Genomic DNA, 18,331 nt, shown 5'->3' with positions numbered 1-18,331 from the left:
GGGGCTGTTGGAGGGGTAATGCAGGGTCAGCCCTCCATCACGACGGGGCGACGGGGCAACGGGGCGACGGGGCGACGGGGCGACGGTCAGCCCACGACCGGGGAGACGGCGACGCAGCCGCCGGCCATCGCCTGCTCGGCCTTGGCCTCCTTGATGACCTTGCCCTGATAGATGATCTTGCACGTGAGGTCGGCCGGGTCGAGCGAGATCGGCATGACGGCCGGCGGCATGACGCCCTTCAGTGTCACCGTCTTCTTCCACGGCGCGGTCGGCTTCTTCTCCGACGCGACCTTCGGCGCCATCGCGGTGCCGTCACCCGCGTGGTAGTCGATGGACTCGATGCCCTTGCCGGTGACTTCGTACGTCACCTCGTAGGACTCGTTCACGGACTTGTCGACCTGGTCGACGGCCTTCTCGGCGGCCTCGGAGCAGGCGCCGAGGCCGAGAGCGAGACCGGCGACGGCGAGGGCCGAGACGGCGGTGCGGGCGGTGCGCTTCATGCGGGTCCCCTGGACGGTCGTGGTGGATCAGTGGGTCCCGCGCAGAGAATCGTAAAGGGAGAGTAAAGTCAAATCTTCTCTCGGCTTCCCCTCGCGAGCCCGAACAGGCCCCGAACGGCCCCCGGGCATCCGCCGGACGTCCCGCGAACACCCAGGCCAGGGGCGTTGTCAGTGGCGGCCTCTACCGTCGGTGACATGAATGCCATGGGGGTGCGCTGGACGGCTGATCAGGTGCTGGCACTGGCTCCTGACGACGCCTCGCGCAGAGCGGGAAGCAAGCTCGGCACGGCCGGGCCGTGGTCGGGCACGGGTCGCGGCGAGGGCGCCGTCTGGGGCCAGTGCAAGGGCAGCGGCCGCGTGCCGTACCGGACGGTCGTGGACACCACGGGGCCCGCCTACCTGTGCGAATGCCCCAGCCGTAAGCTCCCGTGCAAGCACGCGCTCGGCCTGCTGCTCCTCCAGGCCTCGGACGGGGCGGCGATCGAGGAGGCCACCGCGCCCGACTGGGCCGGGCAGTGGCTCACGACACGGCGCGGGCGCGCCGTGAGCGCGGTGCGGAAGCCCGAGGGCGGGGCCGCCGGAGGCCCGGCGGATCCCGAGGCGGCGCGCCGCCGGGCCGAGCGCAGAGCCGCCCGGATCACCTCGGGCGCCGAGGAGTTGGAGCAGCGGCTCGCCGACCTGCTGCGGGGCGGCCTCGCGGCGGCCGAGCAGCCGGGGTACGGACTGTGGGAGGAGACGGCGGCCCGGATGGTCGACGCCCAGGCGCCGGGACTCGCGGGCCGGGTCCGGGAGTTGGGCGCGATACCGGGCTCGGGGCCCGGCTGGCCGGTTCGGCTCCTGGAGGAGTGCGCGCTGACTCATCTCCTCGACCGGGCCTGGCTCGGCGCCGACCGGTTGCCCGCGCCCTTCGCGACGACCGTTCGGACCCGGGTCGGCCTGACCGCCCCGGTCGACGGCGTCCCGGTGCGCGACCACTGGCTGGTGCTCGCGCAGTACGACGCGGCCGACGCCCGGCTGACCACCCGGCGCATCTGGCTGCACGGCACGACGAGCGGGCGTACGGCGCTCCTGTTGTCCTTCGGCGCGGCGGGGAGGGCTCCTCGACTGGCGCTCCCCGTGGGCGCGGTGCTCGACGGCGAGCTGACTCCGCACGCGGGCTCCGGCCGGCTGCGGGCGGAGCCGGGCGAGCAGTTCGTCCCGGTCGAGGGCCCCGCCGCCCCGCCGCCGGGCGGACCGGTCGGCGCGGCCCTCGACGCGTACGGGCGGGCGCTGCGCGAGGACCCCTGGCTGGACTCCTGGCCCGTGACGCTGAGCGCGGTCGTCCCCGCGCGCGCGGAGTACGGCTGGCAGCTCGCCGACGCGGACGGGCGCGAGGCCCTGCCGCTGACGCCCGCCGCCCAGTCCCGGCCCGGACTCTGGCGCCTGGTCGCCCTGTCCGGCGGCGCCCCGGTCACGGTCTTCGGAGAGTGCGGGCACCGGGGATTCACCCCACTCGCCGCCTGGTCACCGGAGACCCCGGGAGAGACGGTCCCTCTCATATGACCCCCGCCGACCACATACGGCCCGCCCGGAGGATCTCCATGGAGACGGACACGACGGTCCCGGCGACGGACACGACGATCCCGACGGCCGGCACTGTTCTCGCGGAGGACGGCTTCTGGGAGGAGCTCGTCACCTCGGCGCTGCTCGGTACGGACCGGCGTGCGCCCGCCGGACTCGCCGTCGCGGCGGGCGGTGACCTGCCGGGCGCCCTGCTCGATGCCGCCGCGCTCCACACCGTACGACGCAGGGCAGGGCTGCGCCCCGGGCCCGCCGTGCCACCGCCCGAGCCCGCGCCCGAGGACCCCCGTGAACCGCTCCCCGGGGCGGCGCGGCGGCGGCTCGACCAGTTGCTCGCCGGCCGGACCGCGCCCTCGCCCGCCGGGCGGCGCGGGGCCGCTCCGGACCTCGCCGAACTGCTCCCGCAGTGGCTGGCGCTCGCCAACGAGCGCGGGTACAAGGCTCCGGCGGCCACCCTGCCCTCCCTCCTCGACGCGGCCCGGGCCCGCACCGATCTGCGGCCCCAGGCACTTCAGCTGGCCGGGCCGCGCGGCCTGTGGCTGGCCCGGCTCAACCCCGAGTGGAGGTTCGCCCTCCGGGGTGCGGGCGCGGGCGGCTCCCTCCCGGACCCCGGGGACCGGGAGGCTGTGCGTGCCCTGTGGGACGAGGGTCTGTTCGCCGAGCGGGTCGCCCTGCTCGCCGCCGTACGGACCCGGGATCCGGCGGCCGGTCTCGCCCTCCTCGCGTCCACCTGGACCACCGAGCGGGCAGAGGACCGGCTGATGTTCCTGGACTCGCTGCGGGCGGGGCTCTCCGGCGCGGACGAGGAGTTCCTGGAGGCGGCCCTCGGCGACCGCAGCCGCAACGTCCGGGCCACCGCGGCCGAGCTGCTCTCCGCGCTGCCTTCCTCGGCGCTGGCGGGCCGGATGGCGGGCCGGGCGGTCACCTGCGTCGGCCTCGACCGGACGGCGGAGTCGCCCACGATCATCGTGGAGGCCCCGCACGAGTGCGACACCGGCATGCAGCGGGACGGCCTCGCGGCGACGCCCCCGGCGGGCCGGGGCGAGCGGTCCTGGTGGCTGGGCCAGCTCGTCGAGGCGGCGCCGCTGTCCTGCTGGCCGCGCAGGTTCCGGGGGCGCGGCCCGGAGGAGATCGTGGCGCTGCCGGTAGCCGACGGCTGGCAGGGCGAACTGCACGCGGCCTGGTGCCGGGCGGCCGTACGGCAGCGGGACGCGGCCTGGTCGCGTGCGCTGCTCGGCTCCCCGGCGACCCCGCCCGCGACCGGCCCCGGCACCTCGTCGCTGGCCGAGCGGGCCCAGCTCCTGGCGACGCTGCCCCAGGAGGAACGGGCGCTCTGGGTCGCCTCGTTCATCGCGGCCCACGGCATGTCGGAGGCCTTCCAGCTGCTCGGCGTCTGCGAGGTGCCGTGGGCGGAGCCGCTCGGCGGGGCGGTGATCGACGCCCTCGACATCGCGCGGGAGGCGGGCAGTTACCCCTGGAGCTTCAGCGGGGTGATGGGTCTCGCGGAGCGCTGCCTCGCCCCGGAGGCGGCCCGGCAGCTGGAGTCCCTGACGGCCCGGCCGGACGAGGCGGAGGACGTCTCGCCCGGTGCGGGCGGCTACTGGTCCGAGGCGTTCCAGCGCCTGGTCTCCACGCTCCGGCTCCGCGAGGCGATGAGAGCCGAACTCACAGAACCGGCTCTGTAGACCGGGTGGACAACCGTGGACCGGGCGGGCCGGGTGGACAAGGTGGACCGGCCGCCCCACGGCACACCGAAGGACCCTCCCCGAAAGGAGGGCTCTGACGGCATGAGGTGGACGAACCGGATTACGCGGCCACGCGCACGTTCGCGTTCACCCAGTCGACGATGGACGTCGTCGTCGCGCCCGGCGTGAAGATCTCCGCCACGCCCTTCTCCTTCAGAGGCGCGATGTCCCCGTCCGGGATGATGCCGCCGCCGAAGACCTTGATGTCCTCCGCGTCGCGGTCCTTGAGGAGCTCCAGGACCTTCACGAACAGCGTGTTGTGCGCGCCCGAGAGGATCGAGAGACCGATCGCGTCGGCGTCCTCCTGGATCGCGGTGTCGACGATCTGCTCGGGCGTCTGGTGGAGTCCGGTGTAGATGACCTCCATACCGGCGTCGCGGAGTGCCCGCGCGATCACCTTGGCCCCGCGATCGTGGCCGTCGAGACCCGGCTTGGCTACCACCACGCGGATCGGACCGGTCACACCCATCACTGCCTCCACATGCGACCCCCGCACCTGTTTGCCGGGGAGGTGAACGAACGTTATCGCCAGCATCCCGCACCCGCCCGTTTCGCGGTGGCCAGCGAGGGGGAAATCACACGTGGGACATGTTCGCTCTGCGCCGTACCCCGCTTTCGGGCCCTCTTCCTGGGCCCACCAGCCGCAAGCGGGGCACGGAGCAAAGGGAGCCGCGACGAGGTCGCCGCGTCCCCGTGCCGCCGTCCGTGCGGCGCGGGGACGCGGCGTACCGGCGTACCGTCCGGCCCCGCGCACCGTTCGGGAGGCCGGCCATGGAGCTCACCAAGGTCACCACCCTGATGAAGGCCACCGCCCTGGAGCTCGCGATCCTCACCGGACATCTCGTCCTGTACCCGTCGGGGATCGTGGCCGAGCGCCTTGCGCCCGCCGCTCCCCCGTCGGAGGTCACCCCGGGCCGGCGCCCGGTCGTCCTCCTGCACGGCTTCGTGGACAACCGCTCGGTCTTCGTCCTGCTGCGCCGCTCCCTCGTCCGCAGCGGTCGTGGCTGCGTGGAGTCGCTCAACTACTCACCGCTCACCTGCGACCTGCGGGCCGCCGCCGAGCTGCTCGGCCGCCGGGTGGACGAGATCCGCGCCCGTACGGGACACGCCGAGGTCGACATCGTCGGACACAGCCTGGGCGGGCTCATCGCCCGTTATTACGTACAGCGTCTGGGCGGTGACACCAAGGTGCGCACCCTGGTCACGCTCGGCACCCCGCACTCCGGCACGAGCATCGCCCCGCTGGCCGACGCGCATCCGCTGGTCCGGCAGATGCGGCCCGGTTCGGAGGTGCTGCAGGAGCTCGCCGGGCCCTCGCCCGGCTGCCGGACCAGGTTCGTGAGTTTCTGGAGCGATCTCGACCAGATCATGGTGCCGGTGGAGACGGCCCGTCTGGACCACCCCGACCTGTCCGTGCACAACGTCCGGGTCAGCGGAATCGGTCATCTCGCGCTTCCCGTGCACCCCACGGTGGCCGTCGGGGTCCGGGAGGCGCTCGACGCGGGCGGGTCGGAGGCCCCGGGAGCGCACGAGGAAGAGCCGGGCGCGACCTCCGTGGCATGACACTCCGAGGCCGTTCTTCGAACGTTCCTCGAACACAAGGCCAAGGCTCCCTCCGTGAGCTGGCGAAACACGGCCGATTGCCCGTTTCCTACGGGCTCCAACCCCTCCGAAGATTGTCGGCTGCGCATACCGCCGGGTACAGTCGCGCCACTGCTTACCCCCGGGACACCCCTCGTCGGGCCCGCCCCGGAATGGTCCTGCTGCCGAGGCGAGAGAGACGTTGGTGAACGACCAGCACCCCCACGCCGGGTACGCCGGAGACGGCGCCCACTCCACCGGCAGCTTCGCCACCGACCCCCTCTTCGGCGCCTACGCCGACGGTCAGGCCGACCACAGCGGACAGTGGAATCTCGGCGGGTACGACGCCACGGGCGCGTACGCGACGACGGGGTTGTACGACACCACGCAGTACGACACCTCGGGCACGCAGTACGACGCGACGGGGCAGTACGGCACCACCGGTCAGTACGACACGACCGGCCAGTGGGACACCACCGGGCAGTGGAACACCTCCGGCGCCTACGACACCACCGGCACGTACGCGACCTCGGCCGGTCAGTACGAGACGACGACCGGTCAGTACGACACGACGGCCGCGCAGTACGGCACCACCGGTCAGTACGACACGACCCCCCCGTACGACGCCGCCGCGCAGTACCAGGCCGCCCCCTCGTACGACACCACCGGCCAGTGGGACGCCTCCGCCTGGACCGAGGCCCAGCACACCGGCCAGTACGAGACCCTCCACTCCGGCGCCTACGCCGCCCAGGGGGCGTACGGCTACGAGGCCTACGACGCCACCGGCCAGTGGGCCGCCCCCGCCTTCGCGACCGACACCGGCGCCTACGACGCGACCGCGTGGAACCAGGCGGCCCCCGACGCCGAGCCGGTCGTCCCCCAGCAGTACACCCCGGGCCCCGAGCACACCGCGGAGTTCGCGTTCGAGTACGTCCCCGAGACCGAGGCGGCCACCGCCGAGGCCCCCGCGGACCCGGACGACACCGAGCCCGCCCACGACGTCGACGCCGGCCTCGACGAACACGACCGCGACGGTGACATCGACGACCGTCACGACGTCCGCGCCGACGACCTCGACGACCAGCCCGCCGTCGAGGTCCGTACCGACTCCCCCGTCGCCGGCCGCCCCGTGCGCCGCTCCTCCGCCGGCAGCCGCGGCCGTCGCCGTACCCCCGCCAAGCGGTCCGCACTGCTGACCGTCGCCGTCCCCTCCGCCTGCGTCATGGGAGTCGCCGGCATCGCCGCCGCCTCCGTCGGCGGGCTCGCCGGACCCGGCGGGGACAGCGGGAAGAAGGACGACACGACCGCGCTCGCCGCCGCCGACCCGTCCTCCGTCAAGCAGGTCGCCGCCAACAACGCGCTCGACACGCAGCTCGCCGCGCTCAGCGCCGACGCCCGCGACTTCGGCGACCGCGCCAGCCGCACCCAGGAACGCATCGACCTCAAGGCCCGTCAGGCGGCCGACAAGAAGAAGCGCGAGGAGGAGGCGGCCCGCAAGGAGGCGCTGCGTCCCAAGTTCATGCTGCCGGTGGAACTCCACCGGCTCAGCGCGCGCTTCGGCCAGTCCGGCGTCAACTGGATGTCCGTGCACACCGGCATCGACTTCCCCGTGCAGCCCGGCACCCCCGTGATGGCCGCGACGGACGGCACCATCCGCACCCAGATCAACAGCGCCTACGGCAACATGGTGATCCTGACGGCCCCGGACGGCACCGAGACCTGGTACTGCCACCTCAGCAGCGCCAAGATCCGCTACGGCCAGGTGAAGGCCGGCGACGTCATCGCGTACTCCGGCGACACCGGCAACTCCACCGGCCCGCACCTGCACTTCGAGGTCCGGCCGGGCGGCGGTTACGCGATCGACCCGCTGGCCTGGCTGCGCAGCCACGGTCTCGACCCGACCAGCTGACCTCACCCCTCATCTCTCACTGACGAGAGCGGGCCCCGGCTTCTTCGGCCGGGGCCCGCTCTCGTACGCCGTCTCCGCGGCTACAGCTTCTCGACCGGCGCGTACCGCAGCAGCAGCCGCTTCGGCTTCGCGTCGCCGAAGTCGATCGTCGCCTGGGCGTCCGCGCCCGCACCGGTCACGGTCATGACCGTGCCGAGGCCGAACTGGTCGTGCGTGACCCGGTCGCCGATCTGCAGGGAGATCACCGGCTTCTCCCCGGCACGCCGGGTGGCGAAGCCCGAGGGGCCGGAGCGCGAGCGGGACGAGGAGAGCGAGGAGGTGATCCCCGAGGTCGGCCCGGCGGGCTTCGCCATCGGACCGGTCCGCTTCCACTCCAGGTACGCGGGCGGGATCTCCTCCAGGAAGCGCGAGGCCGGGTTGTACGAGGGCTGGCCCCAGGCGCTGCGCATCGACGAGCGCGTGAGGTAGAGCCGCTCACGCGCGCGCGTGATGCCCACGTACGCGAGGCGCCGCTCCTCCTCCAGCTCCTTCGCCTGGCCGAGGGCGCGCATGTGCGGGAAGACGCCGTCCTCCATGCCCGTCAGGAACACGACCGGGAATTCGAGGCCCTTGGCGGTGTGCAGGGTCATCAGGGTGATGACGCCCCGGCCCTCCTCGGCCTCGTCCGGGATCTGGTCGGAGTCGGCGACGAGCGCGACCTTCTCCAGGAACTCGGCGAGGGTCGCGGGCTCCTCTCCGCGCTCCTGCTCGAACTCCAGGGCCACGGCGGCGAGTTCCTGGAGGTTCTCGATCCGGGTCTCGTCCTGTGGGTCGGTCGAGGCCTGGAGCTCGGCCAGATAGCCGGTGCGCTCCAGCACGGCCTCCAGGACGACGGCGGGGCCCGCGCCGGACTCGACGACGGTACGCAGCTCGTCCATCAGCGCGTTGAAGCGCTTGACGGCGTTCGCCGAGCGCGCGGCCATGCCGTACGCCTCGTCGACCCGCTTGAGGGCCTGCGGGAAGGTGATCTTCTCGCGCAGCGAGAGGGCGTCGATCATCGCCTCGGCGCGCTCGCCGATGCCCCGCTTGGGGACGTTGAGGATGCGGCGCAGCGGGACGTTGTCCTCGGGGTTGGCGAGGACGCGCAGGTACGCGAGGACGTCCCGGACCTCCTTGCGCTCGTAGAAGCGCACGCCGCCGACGACCTTGTAGGGCAGTCCGACGCGGATGAAGATCTCTTCGAAGACACGGGACTGGGCGTTGGTCCGGTAGAAGACGGCGACGTCCCCGGCCTTGGCCTCGCCCGCGTCCGTGAGCCGGTCGATCTCGTCGGCGACGAACTGGGCCTCGTCGTGCTCGGTGTCGGCGACGTAGCCGGTGATCTGCGAACCGGCGCCCGCGTTCGTCCAGAGGTTCTTGGGGCGGCGGGACTCGTTGCGCTCGATGACGGCGTTCGCCGCGGAGAGGATCGTCTGCGTGGAGCGGTAGTTCTGCTCCAGGAGGATCGTCGTCGCGTCCGGGTAGTCCTCCTCGAACTGGAGGATGTTGCGGATGGTCGCGCCGCGGAAGGCGTAGATCGACTGGTCGGCGTCACCGACGACGCACAGCTCGGCCGGGCCGAGGTCCTCGTAGCCGGTGCCGACGAGCTCCCGCACGAGGGTGTACTGGGCGTGGTTGGTGTCCTGGTACTCGTCGACGAGCACGTGGCGGAAGCGGCGGCGGTAGTGCTCGGCGACGTCGGGGAACGCCTGCAGCAGATGGACCGTCGTCATGATGATGTCGTCGAAGTCCAGGGCGTTGGCCTCGCGCAGCCGCGCCTGGTACATCCGGTACGCCTCGGCGAGCGTCTTCTCGAAGCCGTCGACGGCCTGGTCGGCGAAGCTCTCCTCGTCGATCAGCTCGTTCTTGAGGTTCGAGATCTTGGCGCTGAACGACTTCGGCGGGAACTTCTTCGGGTCGAGGTCCAGGTCTCGGCAGACCAGGGACATCAGCCGCTTGGAGTCGGCGGCGTCGTAGATCGAGAAGGAGGAGGTGAAGCCGAGCCTCTTCGACTCGCGGCGCAGGATGCGGACGCACGCGCTGTGGAAGGTCATCACCCACATCGCGTTGGCGCGCGGCCCGACGAGCTGCTCGACGCGCTCCTTCATCTCGCCGGCGGCCTTGTTGGTGAAGGTGATCGCCAGTATCTGGCCGGGGTGCACGTGCCGTGAGCCCAGGAGGTGGGCGATGCGGTGGGTGAGCACCCGGGTCTTGCCGGATCCCGCGCCGGCGACGATGAGCAGCGGGGTGTCGGTGTGGACGACGGCGGCACGCTGCTGCTCGTTCAGCCCGTCCAGGAGCGCGGCGGTGTCCACGACGGGGCGGGGGGCGCCGTCGCGGTAGTGCGTGTCCCGGGCGGGCGGAGGCACGTCGAAGTGCTCCCCGAAGAGGTCGTGCGGGACGTCCTCCACGGCCGGGGAGCCGTGCTCGTCGTCCTCGGGGTGGGGCGGGGGCTCCTCCGAGGAGTGGTTCTGGAGGCCGGCCAGGAAGCTGTCGTCAAAGAGGCTGCTCATCGCCTCACGAGTCTAGGACGCCCCACCGACATCCGGGCCCGCCTTCGGGACCCGCCTTCCTCGGCGGCCTGCGGAACCGGTCACACCCACGGGTCCGGACCCGTTCCCGGAAGGGTCGCGGGTCAGCTCCAGAGGGTCACGTCCAGAGGGTCGCGATGAAGATGTTCGCCATGGTCAGACCACCGACGGCGGCGAAGAGACCCTTGTCGACCTTCTCCTCGTCGCGCTTCACGTAGACCAGGCCGAGGATCACGACGAGGATCCCGAGCTTGATGCCGATCTTGAGGTTGTTGACGCTCTGGTCGTCCGCCTGGTTCAGGCCGACCAGAGCGATGCCGGTGACCAGCATGGTCAGCGCGCCGTGCAGCATGGCGGGACTGAAGCGGGCCGTACCGGCCCCCATCGCCTTCATCTGGGTGAGGAATCCGCCCAGCAGGGAGGCGATACCGATGATGTGCAGGGCGACGAAGACATTGATGAGTACGTCCATGGGCCGGAGCCTAACCGGGGCCCTAGCACCGCCCTCCGGCCGGGTCCACCCGCTCCGTCACTTCGGTCGGACGATCACCGGAAAGCCCCCGGGCCCGTCACTCCGGGCGAAAGACATCGGTCGGCGACCGTCAACTGTCACCAATAGCGGTCATCCCACCGCCCGGCGGTGACCCCAGGTTTAGCGTCCTGGAGCAGGTGACCGGCTCCCCACCACCGCCGGCGATCCGGCGGTTGTCGGTCACCCCCGCCGAGAAAATCCGGCGACGGGCCGTCTCCCCTGTGACGGCCCGTCGTCGGCCCGGCGGGCCCGCCCCTCGGACAGAGGATGTGACCCGCCCTCGTGGCAGCACACCGAAAACCCAAGCAGTCCCCCCTCGGTGGTCAGGCGGGCCGCACCGCCGCCACCCTCGCCCTCGCCTCCGCCGCGACCGCGACGCTTTTCGAGGGGTCCGGGCACGCGGAACCCCGCCCCACCACCGCCCAGGTCAAGGAGAAGGTCGACCGGCTCTACGAGGAGGCCGAGGTCGCGACCGAGCGGTACAACGGGGCGAAGGAGAAGGCGGACGAGGCCCGCGCCGCGTTCGAGCGGCTGCGCGACGAGGCCGCCCGCAGGACCCAGCGGCTCAACACCGCGAGGGACGGGCTCGGGGCCATGGCCGCCGCCCAGTACCGCTCCGGCGGACTCGACCCCGCCGTACAGCTCGCCCTCACCTCGGACCCCGACCGGTACCTGGAGCGGGCCGCGCTCGCCGAGAAGGCCGCGGACCGGCAGGCGGCCGCCGTCAGCGCGGTACGGCGCGAGCTCGCCGCGGTCCGGCAGCTGCGCGCCGAGTCGACGGGACGCCTGGACGCGCTGCGCGGGCACGAGACGGAGCTGCGGCGACAGAAGGCGGCCGTGCTGGGCAAGCTCCAGGCGGCACGGACCCTGCTCGCCCGGCTCACCGCGGAGGAACGGGCCCGGTACGAAGCGGCCGAGGCGGGCCGCGACGGCTCGGACCGTGACGGCTCAGGCACCACGGCCGGGACCAGCGGCACCGGCGGTACGGCCACCGCCGCCACCGCCACAACGCGGGCCGACCGCTCCTCGGGCGGCGACCGCGGGCCGGTCACCGCCCCGAACGCACGGGCCGCCCAGGCCGTCTCCTTCGCCCACGCCCAGCTCGGCAAGCCGTACGTGTGGGGGGCGACGGGTCCCTCCGCGTACGACTGCTCGGGCCTGACCCAGGCCGCCTGGCGCGCGGCCGGTGTCTCCCTGCCGCGCACCACGTACACCCAGATCAACGCCGGCCGGCGCGTCTCCCGGTCCCAGCTCGCCCCCGGCGACCTGATCTTCTTCTACTCCGGCATCAGCCACGTCGGGCTCTACATCGGCGGCGGCCAGATGATCCACGCCCCCCGCCCCGGCGCCCCGGTGCGGGTAGCCCCCATCGACGAGATGCCGTTCGCGGGCGCGACCCGGGTGGGATGACGGGGCCCGCCCCGGACCAGCCCCGTCGCCGGGCCGCCTGGTCGGGGCCGTCTCGCAGGCCGCTCAGACCAGGCGGCGGGCCGTGGCCCAGCGGGTCAGCTCGTGGCGGTTGGAGAGCTGGAGCTTCCGCAGCACCGCCGAGACGTGCGACTCGACCGTCTTCACCGAGATGTAGAGCTGCTTGGCGATCTCCTTGTACGCGTACCCCCGGGCGATCAGTCGCAGCACCTCCCGCTCCCGCTGGGTCAGCCGGTCCATGTCCTCGTCCACCGGCGGCGCGTCCGTCGACGCGAAGGCGTCCAGGACGAATCCGGCGAGCCGGGGCGAGAAGACGGCGTCGCCCTCCTGGACCCGGAAGATCGAGTCGACCAGGTCGGTACCGGTGATCGTCTTGGTGACATAGCCCCGGGCACCGCCCCGGATCACCCCGATGACGTCCTCGGCCGCGTCCGAGACGGACAGGGCGAGGAAGCGGACCGAGTCCTCCGCCGCGCTCATCAAGCTCGCGCAGCGGCGCAGTACCTCGACCCCGCCGCCGCCCGGAAGGTGCACGTCGAGGAGGACGACCTCGGGGCGGGTCGCCGTGATGACGGTGACCGCCTGGTCGACGTCGGCGGCCTCACCGACCACCTCGACGCCGGTGACCTCGGTCCGGCCGATCTCGGCCTGCACTCCCGTACGGAACATCCGGTGGTCGTCGACGAGCACCACTCGCACCCGGCGCTCCGGGCCCGCCGCCCCCGCCTCGGTTCCGGTCGCTGCCCCGGTCTCGTCGCTCATCCGTCCGCCCTCTCCATCTCAAGCTCCACTTCGGTGCCCCCGCCCGGCACGGACCGAAGCCGGGCCGTACCGCCGTTGCGCTGCATCCGGCCGATGATCGATTCTCGTACGCCCATCCGGTCCTCGGGGACCGCGTCCAGGTCGAAGCCCGGTCCCCGGTCCCGGACCGAGACGAAGACCGTGCGGCCCTCCACCTCCGCGTACACCTGAACCGCCCCACCCTCGCCACCGTACTTCGCGGCGTTGACCATCGCCTCGCGCGCGGCCTGCATCTGTGCGACCAGTCCCTCGTCGAGTGGGCAGTCGCCGACGACGACCACCTCGATCGGGACCCCGTGCTTGTCCTCGACCTCGGCGGCGGACTTCTTCACCACCTCCGCGAGGGTCTCGGGCTCCTCGTCCTTGTCCTTGCCGGTGCCCTCCGGCTTGTAGAGCCAGTTCCGCAGCTCCCGCTCCTGGGCGCGGGCGAGGCGGCGGACCTCGCCGGCGTCCTCGGCGTTGCGCTGGATCAGGGTGAGGGTGTGCAGCACCGAGTCATGGACGTGGGCCGCTACCTCGGCACGCTCCTGGGCGCGGATGCGCATGGTCCGCTCCTCCGTGAGGTCCTGGGACATCCGGACCAGCCAGGGGCCGGTGAGCAGGGCTATGCCGGTGAGGACCGCGACCGCTGCGGTGAGGGCCGTGCCGAGCTGGGCGACGGAGCCGCGGACCACCAGGAAGACGGCGAGGCCGGTGCCGACCAGGGCGACGCCGACGAGGGCGCGTACGAGATGGAAGGCGCGTGTGTGGCGCCCGGGGTCGGTCCAGCTGGCCCGCCGGGCGTTGTCCGCCTGGCGCCAGACCAGGGCGACACCGCCGGAGACGAGGAGCAGGGGCCAGAGGTAGCGTCCGGACTGGTTGTCGGCGCTTATCTTCACGACGAGGGCCGCGGCGCCGAGCCCGAGCACGATGAAGGCGAAGAGCTGTCCCCGGTCGGGCTTGCGCAGTCTGCGGCGCCCGTCGGGGGTGGTCTCGAAGACGGAGCGCGGGGCGGTCCGTCCGCCGACACCGAGCGGCACCACGATCCAGAAGGCCGCGTAGATCAGAAGTCCGAGGCCGTCCAGGAAGAACATGACCAGGAAGGCCACCCGGACCCAGACGACCGGCAGCCCGAGGTGCCCGGCGAGGCCGCGTGCGACACCGCCGAGCCATCGCCCGTCGGCGCTCCGGTAGAGCTTGCGCACGGGCGGTTCGTCGGTGTCGGTGACACGAGCGGCTGCGGACATGCACCGATCGTCACACGTTCGGCCCGCCCGGGACATCAGGGTCGGCCCTGAGATCGTCCCTGGTACCGCCTCGGGGAGAACGGGGCTCCGAATATCAGGGTCGGGCCAGGGTCGGCCCCGGTGCCGCTCGGCGTCACGGGCGGTCACCATGGACGCATGACGAGTTCGATGCCTTCGCAGCACGAGGCCCCGCCGCCGGCGGAGGCCGTCTCCGCCCTGCCCCTGCGGCGCTCGCGCAGCAGCAAGGTCGTGGGCGGTGTCTGCGGCGGCCTCGGCCGGTACTTCGACCTGGACCCGGTGATCTTCCGGGTGGTGGTCGGTGTGCTCGCGCTGCCGGGCGGCCTCGGACTGATCGTCTACGGCTTCGCCTGGCTGCTGATCCCGCTCGTGGGCGAGGAGGAGAACGAGGGGCGCAGGCTGCTGACCGGCCGCGTCTCCGGCTCCACCCTGGCCGCCATATTGACGGCCCTGGTGGGCTGCGGGATCTTCCTGTCGATGCTGCACAGCGGGTCGATGATGGGATCCGCGCTCCTGGTGGCGTTCGCGCTGTCGTCGGCGGCGCTCTGGTCGCGGCACCGGCAGGCAGGTGCCGCGGAGATGGAGGGCCGGGAGGACACGACGGGCGCCGCCGCGGTCGCCGTCGCTCCGCCCGAGACGAAGGCCCCGCCGCTCGTCGAGTCCCCTTCCTGGTGGAAGGACCCGATCGTCAAGGACGGCTCGACGGGCAAGCTGGCCATCGGCTACCTGTGGGGGCCGCACGGCATCCTGGACAGCGACGGCCGGGTGGACGGCGAAGTCCCGAAGCCGGGCAGCCAGTGGAGCGCCCGCCCCCAGGCCCCCGGGCGTCCGAAGCCCTCGATCCGGCGGAGTCCGTTCTCCATCGCCGGTCTCGTCTTCCTGCTCGCGATGGCCGCGGCCGTCCTCGGCACCGCTCTGACCTGGGAGAGCCAGCCGCTGAGCACGAGCCTGCAGACCGGTCTGGTCGGGGCCCTCGCGGTGTTCGGCCTCGGCCTGGTCGTCAGCAGCTTCCTCGGCAGGACCGGGTTCGGCACGATCTTCCACACCGTGGTCACGGCGGGCCTGCTGGCCCTGGCCACGGCAGTGCCCCAACAGATCACCACGGAGTGGATCCGCGAGACCTGGAGACCGGCCTCGGTCACCGCCGTGCAGCCGCACTACGAGCTGGCCACCGGGGTCGGCACGCTCGATCTGTCGGCGCTGCCCGTCCCGGCGGGCACGACCGTGTCGACATCGGCGGAGGTGGCCGCCGGACAGCTCAAGGTGATCGTCCCCAAGGACGCGGTGGTGAAGCTCAGTGCCCAGGTGGGGCTCGGCGATCTGCAGCTGCCGGGCGAGCCGCCGAACGACATCGACATCTCTCCGGACCGCGACGCGACCCGGACGCTGAACCCGCCGGCCGGGACCACCCCTGCAGGCACCCTGGACCTCACTCTGGAGGTCAGCATCGGACAGCTGGAGGTCACCCGTGCTGCTTCATGAGTTCCGCCCCGGCAGGCTCATCGTCGGCCTCACCGCCCTCACGCTCGCCGCGGTCTACGCGGGCGACGCCGCCGGGGCCTGGACGACCCCGTGGTACGCCGTGATCCCGGTGCTCTGCGGCGGTCTGGGACTGGCAGGGCTCGTGACCTGGGTCGTCTATCGCGTGCGGCGCCGCTCGGCGAGAAGCCGGTCCAGCGACAGCACCGACGCCCCGGCCAGCAGCAGCGGCAGCCAGGCCATGAGATAGGCGAGGTCGTTGCCGAGGTAGTACGGGTTCACCTGCCAGCTCACGGTCAGCCAGAGGCTCAGCGAGATCAGCGCCCCACCGAGGGCCGCCACCCGGCCGAAGAGACCGACCAGGGTGCCGATGCCGACGGCGAGCTCTCCGAAGGCGATGGCGTACCCGAATCCGGCGGGGTTCTTGAGGGCGAGGTCGACCAGGGCGGGGATGGCCGAGCTGTCGCGGACGCCGGTCATCATCTCGCCGATGGAGCCCGTGCCGGTGTCGGCGAAGAAGGCGGAGTCGGTGAGCTTGTCGAACGCGGCGTAGATGAACGTGATCCCGAGGAAGAGCCGCAGCGGAAGGAGGGCGTAACGGGAGCCGAGCGCCTTCCACCGGTCGAGACCGCCGAAGCGACCGGCGCTGCCTTCGCCACCGGTTCCGTCGGCCGTCCTGTCCGTCCGGTCCGCGTGTCCCGTCATCGTCGGCCACCTCTCCTCGCCCCGTACGACTGTTCGCGGGACGATTCTCCTCGCTCAGTCCCTGAAGGGATACGGGAAGGGGGCCGGACGATCAGTCCACGACGTCGATCGTGACCCGGTTGGTCTCGACGCCCGCGGCCGTGACGACCGAGACCTCCACCCGGCCCGGTTCCACGTCCGCCGGGAGGGGGACGGTCAGGGCCGCGTCGGTGGGGTTGGCGAAGCCGCCCGGGACCGGGACCAGCGGGACGTGGGCGTGGACCGGGCCGATGCGGACGACCAGACGGGTCAAGGGGTCGGGGGCGCCGGCGCCGGGCGGGACGAAGCCGCAGCCGCGGATCTCGATGTCGTCGCCCGTGCGGATCGGGGCGTCGAGGTCGCCGGCCTCACGAGACCGGACCACCGAGTGGATCGTGGGGCGGACGCCCTCGGTGCACTTCGCGGCGAGGTGCCAGGCCGCCGAGACGCCGACGAGCAGCACGAGGGACCAGGGCACCTCGGGGAGCCTGGCGGGGTCGCGGGCGAGGCCGACGGCCGCCAGGGCCAGGACGGAACCGGAGACGAGGAGGTACTGGACGTCGGCGAGGGCGGCCCGGCCGCTGTCGTCGCAGAGCAGATCGGCGGCGCGCGGGCGGTCCGCGCGCACCTTCTGGAGGCGGCGGGACACGATGCCCACCGCGACGACGAGACGGGCGGTCACGGTGACGGCCGACACCAGGGCGAGGACGGTCAGCAGACCGGCACCCCGGGCCAGACCGAAGGCGCGGGCGCCCGGCGCGAGGAAGGCCAGGAAGAGGAGGGTGTAGCCGAGGAACAGGAGCCAGCCGGCGGCGGCGGCACGGGTGGTGGAGAGCCGGTTGTCCTCGCCGATCAGCGGGGCGAGCAGACCACCGCGGGAGCGGTGGGCGTGGGCGGCGGCGCTGAGCAGGACGGCGAGGACCAGGGCGGTGCAGAGCCCGGCCGTACGGGCGCCGGTCCAGCCGCTGTGGACGGCGGTGAGGGCCTGGCCGAGGAGGAGGGCTAGGGCGGCGCCCCAGACCGCGGCGAGACCCCCGCGCCGTACCCGGTCGAACCAGGCCACCCCGGCCTCCCGGCCGTGCACGGCCACCGCGCGGGCGGACTGGGCGAGCTCGTCGGAGACCCACTGGCGGGCCGCGACCGGGGAGTGGGCGACGGCGGCGGGGACGCCGTGCCCGGCGGCGAGTTCGTCGCGCCGTGCGAGGAAGGCGGCGACGGCGCGACGGTGACCGGCCTGCCCGCAGTGGGCGCAGCCCGTACAGGCCGTCGCGTGCTCGCCGTACTGTCTCGCCTCTTGAACGGCCACGGTGCTCACTTCCAGAGCTCACTTCACGACACGTACCGGTGCCTCCCGAAGGGTCAACCAGCCGCTGTTTCCCCGGAATTGTGTCGCACCGGCGGCTCCCGCACCTGCCGCGTGCGCCCCGCCGGAGGGTGATTGCCGCGCCATCTCATTGACGTACAGAACGCTGAAGCGATGGTGTTACGACAGGAGTTCGGGCTCCGCTCGGCTGATCCTGCGCCAGAGGGGCTGGTAGTTGATCCAGGCGACGAGGTCGCTGCCGAGCTGTTCACGGGTGGCGACGGCCTCGCGGTGGTCGATCAGGACCGGTTTGCCGGCCGCCCGCGCGGCCAGCTGCACCTGGGCACAGCGCTCCAGGGCGATGAACCACCAGGCGGCCGCGTCGACGGAGGTGCCGACGGTGAGCAGGCCGTGGTTGCGGAGCACGATCGCTTTGAACGCGCCGAGGGCGACGGCGATCCGGCGGCCCTCCTCGGCGTCCACGGTGACGCCGGTGTAGGCGTCGTAGAGGGCGTGGTCCTGGTAGAAGGCGCAGGCCTCCTGGGTGATCGGGTCGAGGAGTTCACCGAGCGCGGCGAGGGCCCGGCCGTGGAGGGAGTGGGTGTGGGCGACGGCCACGGCGTCGGGCCGGGCCCGGTGGACCTGGGCGTGGACGGTGAACGCGGCCTGGTTGACGTACTGCCCGCCCCGGACGACCTGCCCGTCGCCGTTGACCAGGATGAGGTCGCTCGCCGAGATCTCCTCGAACGGCGCCCCGAAGGGGTTCACCCAGTAGCAGTCGGGGAGTTCGGGGTCGCGGGCGCTGATGTGACCCGAGACGCCCTCCTCGTAACCGAACCGCCCGAAGACCCGGAGCGCGCCGGCGAGCCGTTGTTTGCGGTGGGTGCGTTCCTCCTCGGCCGTCGCGTGGACGGGCGGCATGGCGAAGTGGAGCCGGTCGACGGGAACGGGGTCGGGTATCACGCTCATGCGCCGGA

The 18,331-nt window shown here is 72.6% G+C and carries 15 protein-coding genes; 6 read left to right on the top strand and 9 right to left on the bottom strand.

All coding sequences use genetic code 11. From position 1 onward, the window contains the following. Positions 1–86 precede the first annotated feature (86 nt). A complete protein-coding gene (locus OG514_RS17360; protein ID WP_266895607.1) occupies positions 87–500 on the bottom strand; it encodes a hypothetical protein in 414 nt (137 codons plus the stop codon). 195 nt (positions 501–695) lie between these two features. Here OG514_RS17360 and OG514_RS17355 point away from each other — a divergent pair, with 195 nt between their 5' ends. Together OG514_RS17355 and OG514_RS17350 are read left to right on the top strand one after the other, a co-directional pair. Further along, entirely contained in the window at positions 696–2,042 is a 1,347-nt protein-coding gene (locus OG514_RS17355) for an SWIM zinc finger family protein (protein ID WP_266895605.1), read from the top strand. 38 nt (positions 2,043–2,080) lie between these two features. Next, positions 2,081–3,745, top strand: coding sequence for a DUF5691 domain-containing protein (locus OG514_RS17350; RefSeq protein ID WP_266895603.1), 1,665 nt, complete (start codon positions 2,081–2,083; stop codon positions 3,743–3,745). Positions 3,746–3,866: 121 nt separating this feature from the next. Here OG514_RS17350 and OG514_RS17345 read toward each other — a convergent pair whose 3' ends face one another. After that, positions 3,867–4,274, bottom strand: coding sequence for a cobalamin B12-binding domain-containing protein (locus OG514_RS17345; protein WP_187623423.1), 408 nt, complete (start codon positions 4,272–4,274; stop codon positions 3,867–3,869). 302 nt (positions 4,275–4,576) lie between these two features. On the opposite strand from OG514_RS17345, the gene OG514_RS17340 reads away from it, so the two are divergent. Together OG514_RS17340 and OG514_RS17335 are read left to right on the top strand one after the other, a co-directional pair. Further along, the gene (locus tag OG514_RS17340) at positions 4,577–5,368 is read left to right on the top strand and encodes a triacylglycerol lipase (protein ID WP_266895599.1); all 792 of its coding nucleotides are present in this window, start codon (positions 4,577–4,579) and stop codon (positions 5,366–5,368) included. Between the two features lie 223 nt (positions 5,369–5,591). Continuing rightward, complete coding sequence (locus OG514_RS17335) at positions 5,592–7,295, top strand: M23 family metallopeptidase (RefSeq protein ID WP_266895597.1); 1,704 nt, start codon at positions 5,592–5,594, stop codon at positions 7,293–7,295. Between the two features lie 80 nt (positions 7,296–7,375). Here the strand turns inward: OG514_RS17335 and pcrA are convergent, their stop codons facing one another. Next, positions 7,376–9,826, bottom strand: a complete 2,451-nt coding sequence (gene pcrA / locus OG514_RS17330; RefSeq protein WP_266895595.1) for a DNA helicase PcrA — start codon at positions 9,824–9,826, stop codon at positions 7,376–7,378. A gap of 136 nt (positions 9,827–9,962) precedes the next feature. Continuing rightward, the gene (locus tag OG514_RS17325; RefSeq protein ID WP_266895593.1) at positions 9,963–10,316 is read right to left on the bottom strand and encodes a hypothetical protein; all 354 of its coding nucleotides are present in this window, start codon (positions 10,314–10,316) and stop codon (positions 9,963–9,965) included. 342 nt (positions 10,317–10,658) lie between these two features. Here OG514_RS17325 and OG514_RS17320 point away from each other — a divergent pair, with 342 nt between their 5' ends. Next, complete coding sequence (locus OG514_RS17320) at positions 10,659–11,786, top strand: C40 family peptidase (protein ID WP_266895591.1); 1,128 nt, start codon at positions 10,659–10,661, stop codon at positions 11,784–11,786. 63 nt (positions 11,787–11,849) lie between these two features. On the opposite strand, the gene OG514_RS17315 is transcribed toward OG514_RS17320, so the two are convergent. Both OG514_RS17315 and OG514_RS17310 read right to left on the bottom strand, forming a co-directional pair. Next, positions 11,850–12,566 (bottom strand): response regulator transcription factor, encoded by a 717-nt coding sequence (locus tag OG514_RS17315; RefSeq protein WP_266895589.1) that lies wholly within the window; start codon positions 12,564–12,566, stop codon positions 11,850–11,852. Next, on the bottom strand, positions 12,563–13,831 hold the full coding sequence (locus OG514_RS17310; RefSeq protein WP_266895587.1) for an ATP-binding protein: 1,269 nt from the start codon (positions 13,829–13,831) through the stop codon (positions 12,563–12,565). The genes OG514_RS17315 and OG514_RS17310 overlap by 4 nt, the downstream gene beginning before the upstream one ends. Before the next feature lie 156 nt (positions 13,832–13,987). Between OG514_RS17310 and OG514_RS17305 the strand changes: the two genes are divergently transcribed. Further along, positions 13,988–15,331, top strand: coding sequence for a PspC domain-containing protein (locus OG514_RS17305; protein ID WP_266895585.1), 1,344 nt, complete (start codon positions 13,988–13,990; stop codon positions 15,329–15,331). 156 nt (positions 15,332–15,487) lie between these two features. Here the strand turns inward: OG514_RS17305 and OG514_RS17295 are convergent, their stop codons facing one another. The 3 genes from OG514_RS17295 to OG514_RS17285 form a co-directional block, all read right to left on the bottom strand. Further along, a complete protein-coding gene (locus tag OG514_RS17295) occupies positions 15,488–16,033 on the bottom strand; it encodes a DoxX family protein (protein WP_266895581.1) in 546 nt (181 codons plus the stop codon). Positions 16,034–16,124: 91 nt separating this feature from the next. After that, entirely contained in the window at positions 16,125–17,357 is a 1,233-nt protein-coding gene (locus tag OG514_RS17290) for a hypothetical protein (RefSeq protein WP_266895579.1), read from the bottom strand. Positions 17,358–17,534: 177 nt separating this feature from the next. Next, positions 17,535–18,323 (bottom strand): class II aldolase/adducin family protein, encoded by a 789-nt coding sequence (locus tag OG514_RS17285; protein WP_266895577.1) that lies wholly within the window; start codon positions 18,321–18,323, stop codon positions 17,535–17,537. Positions 18,324–18,331 lie beyond the last annotated feature (8 nt).

Source organism: Streptomyces sp. NBC_00572 (assembly GCF_026341815.1).
In the GTDB taxonomy this organism is placed as follows: domain Bacteria; phylum Actinomycetota; class Actinomycetes; order Streptomycetales; family Streptomycetaceae; genus Streptomyces.
This window is presented reverse-complemented; position numbering and strand designations above follow the sequence as displayed.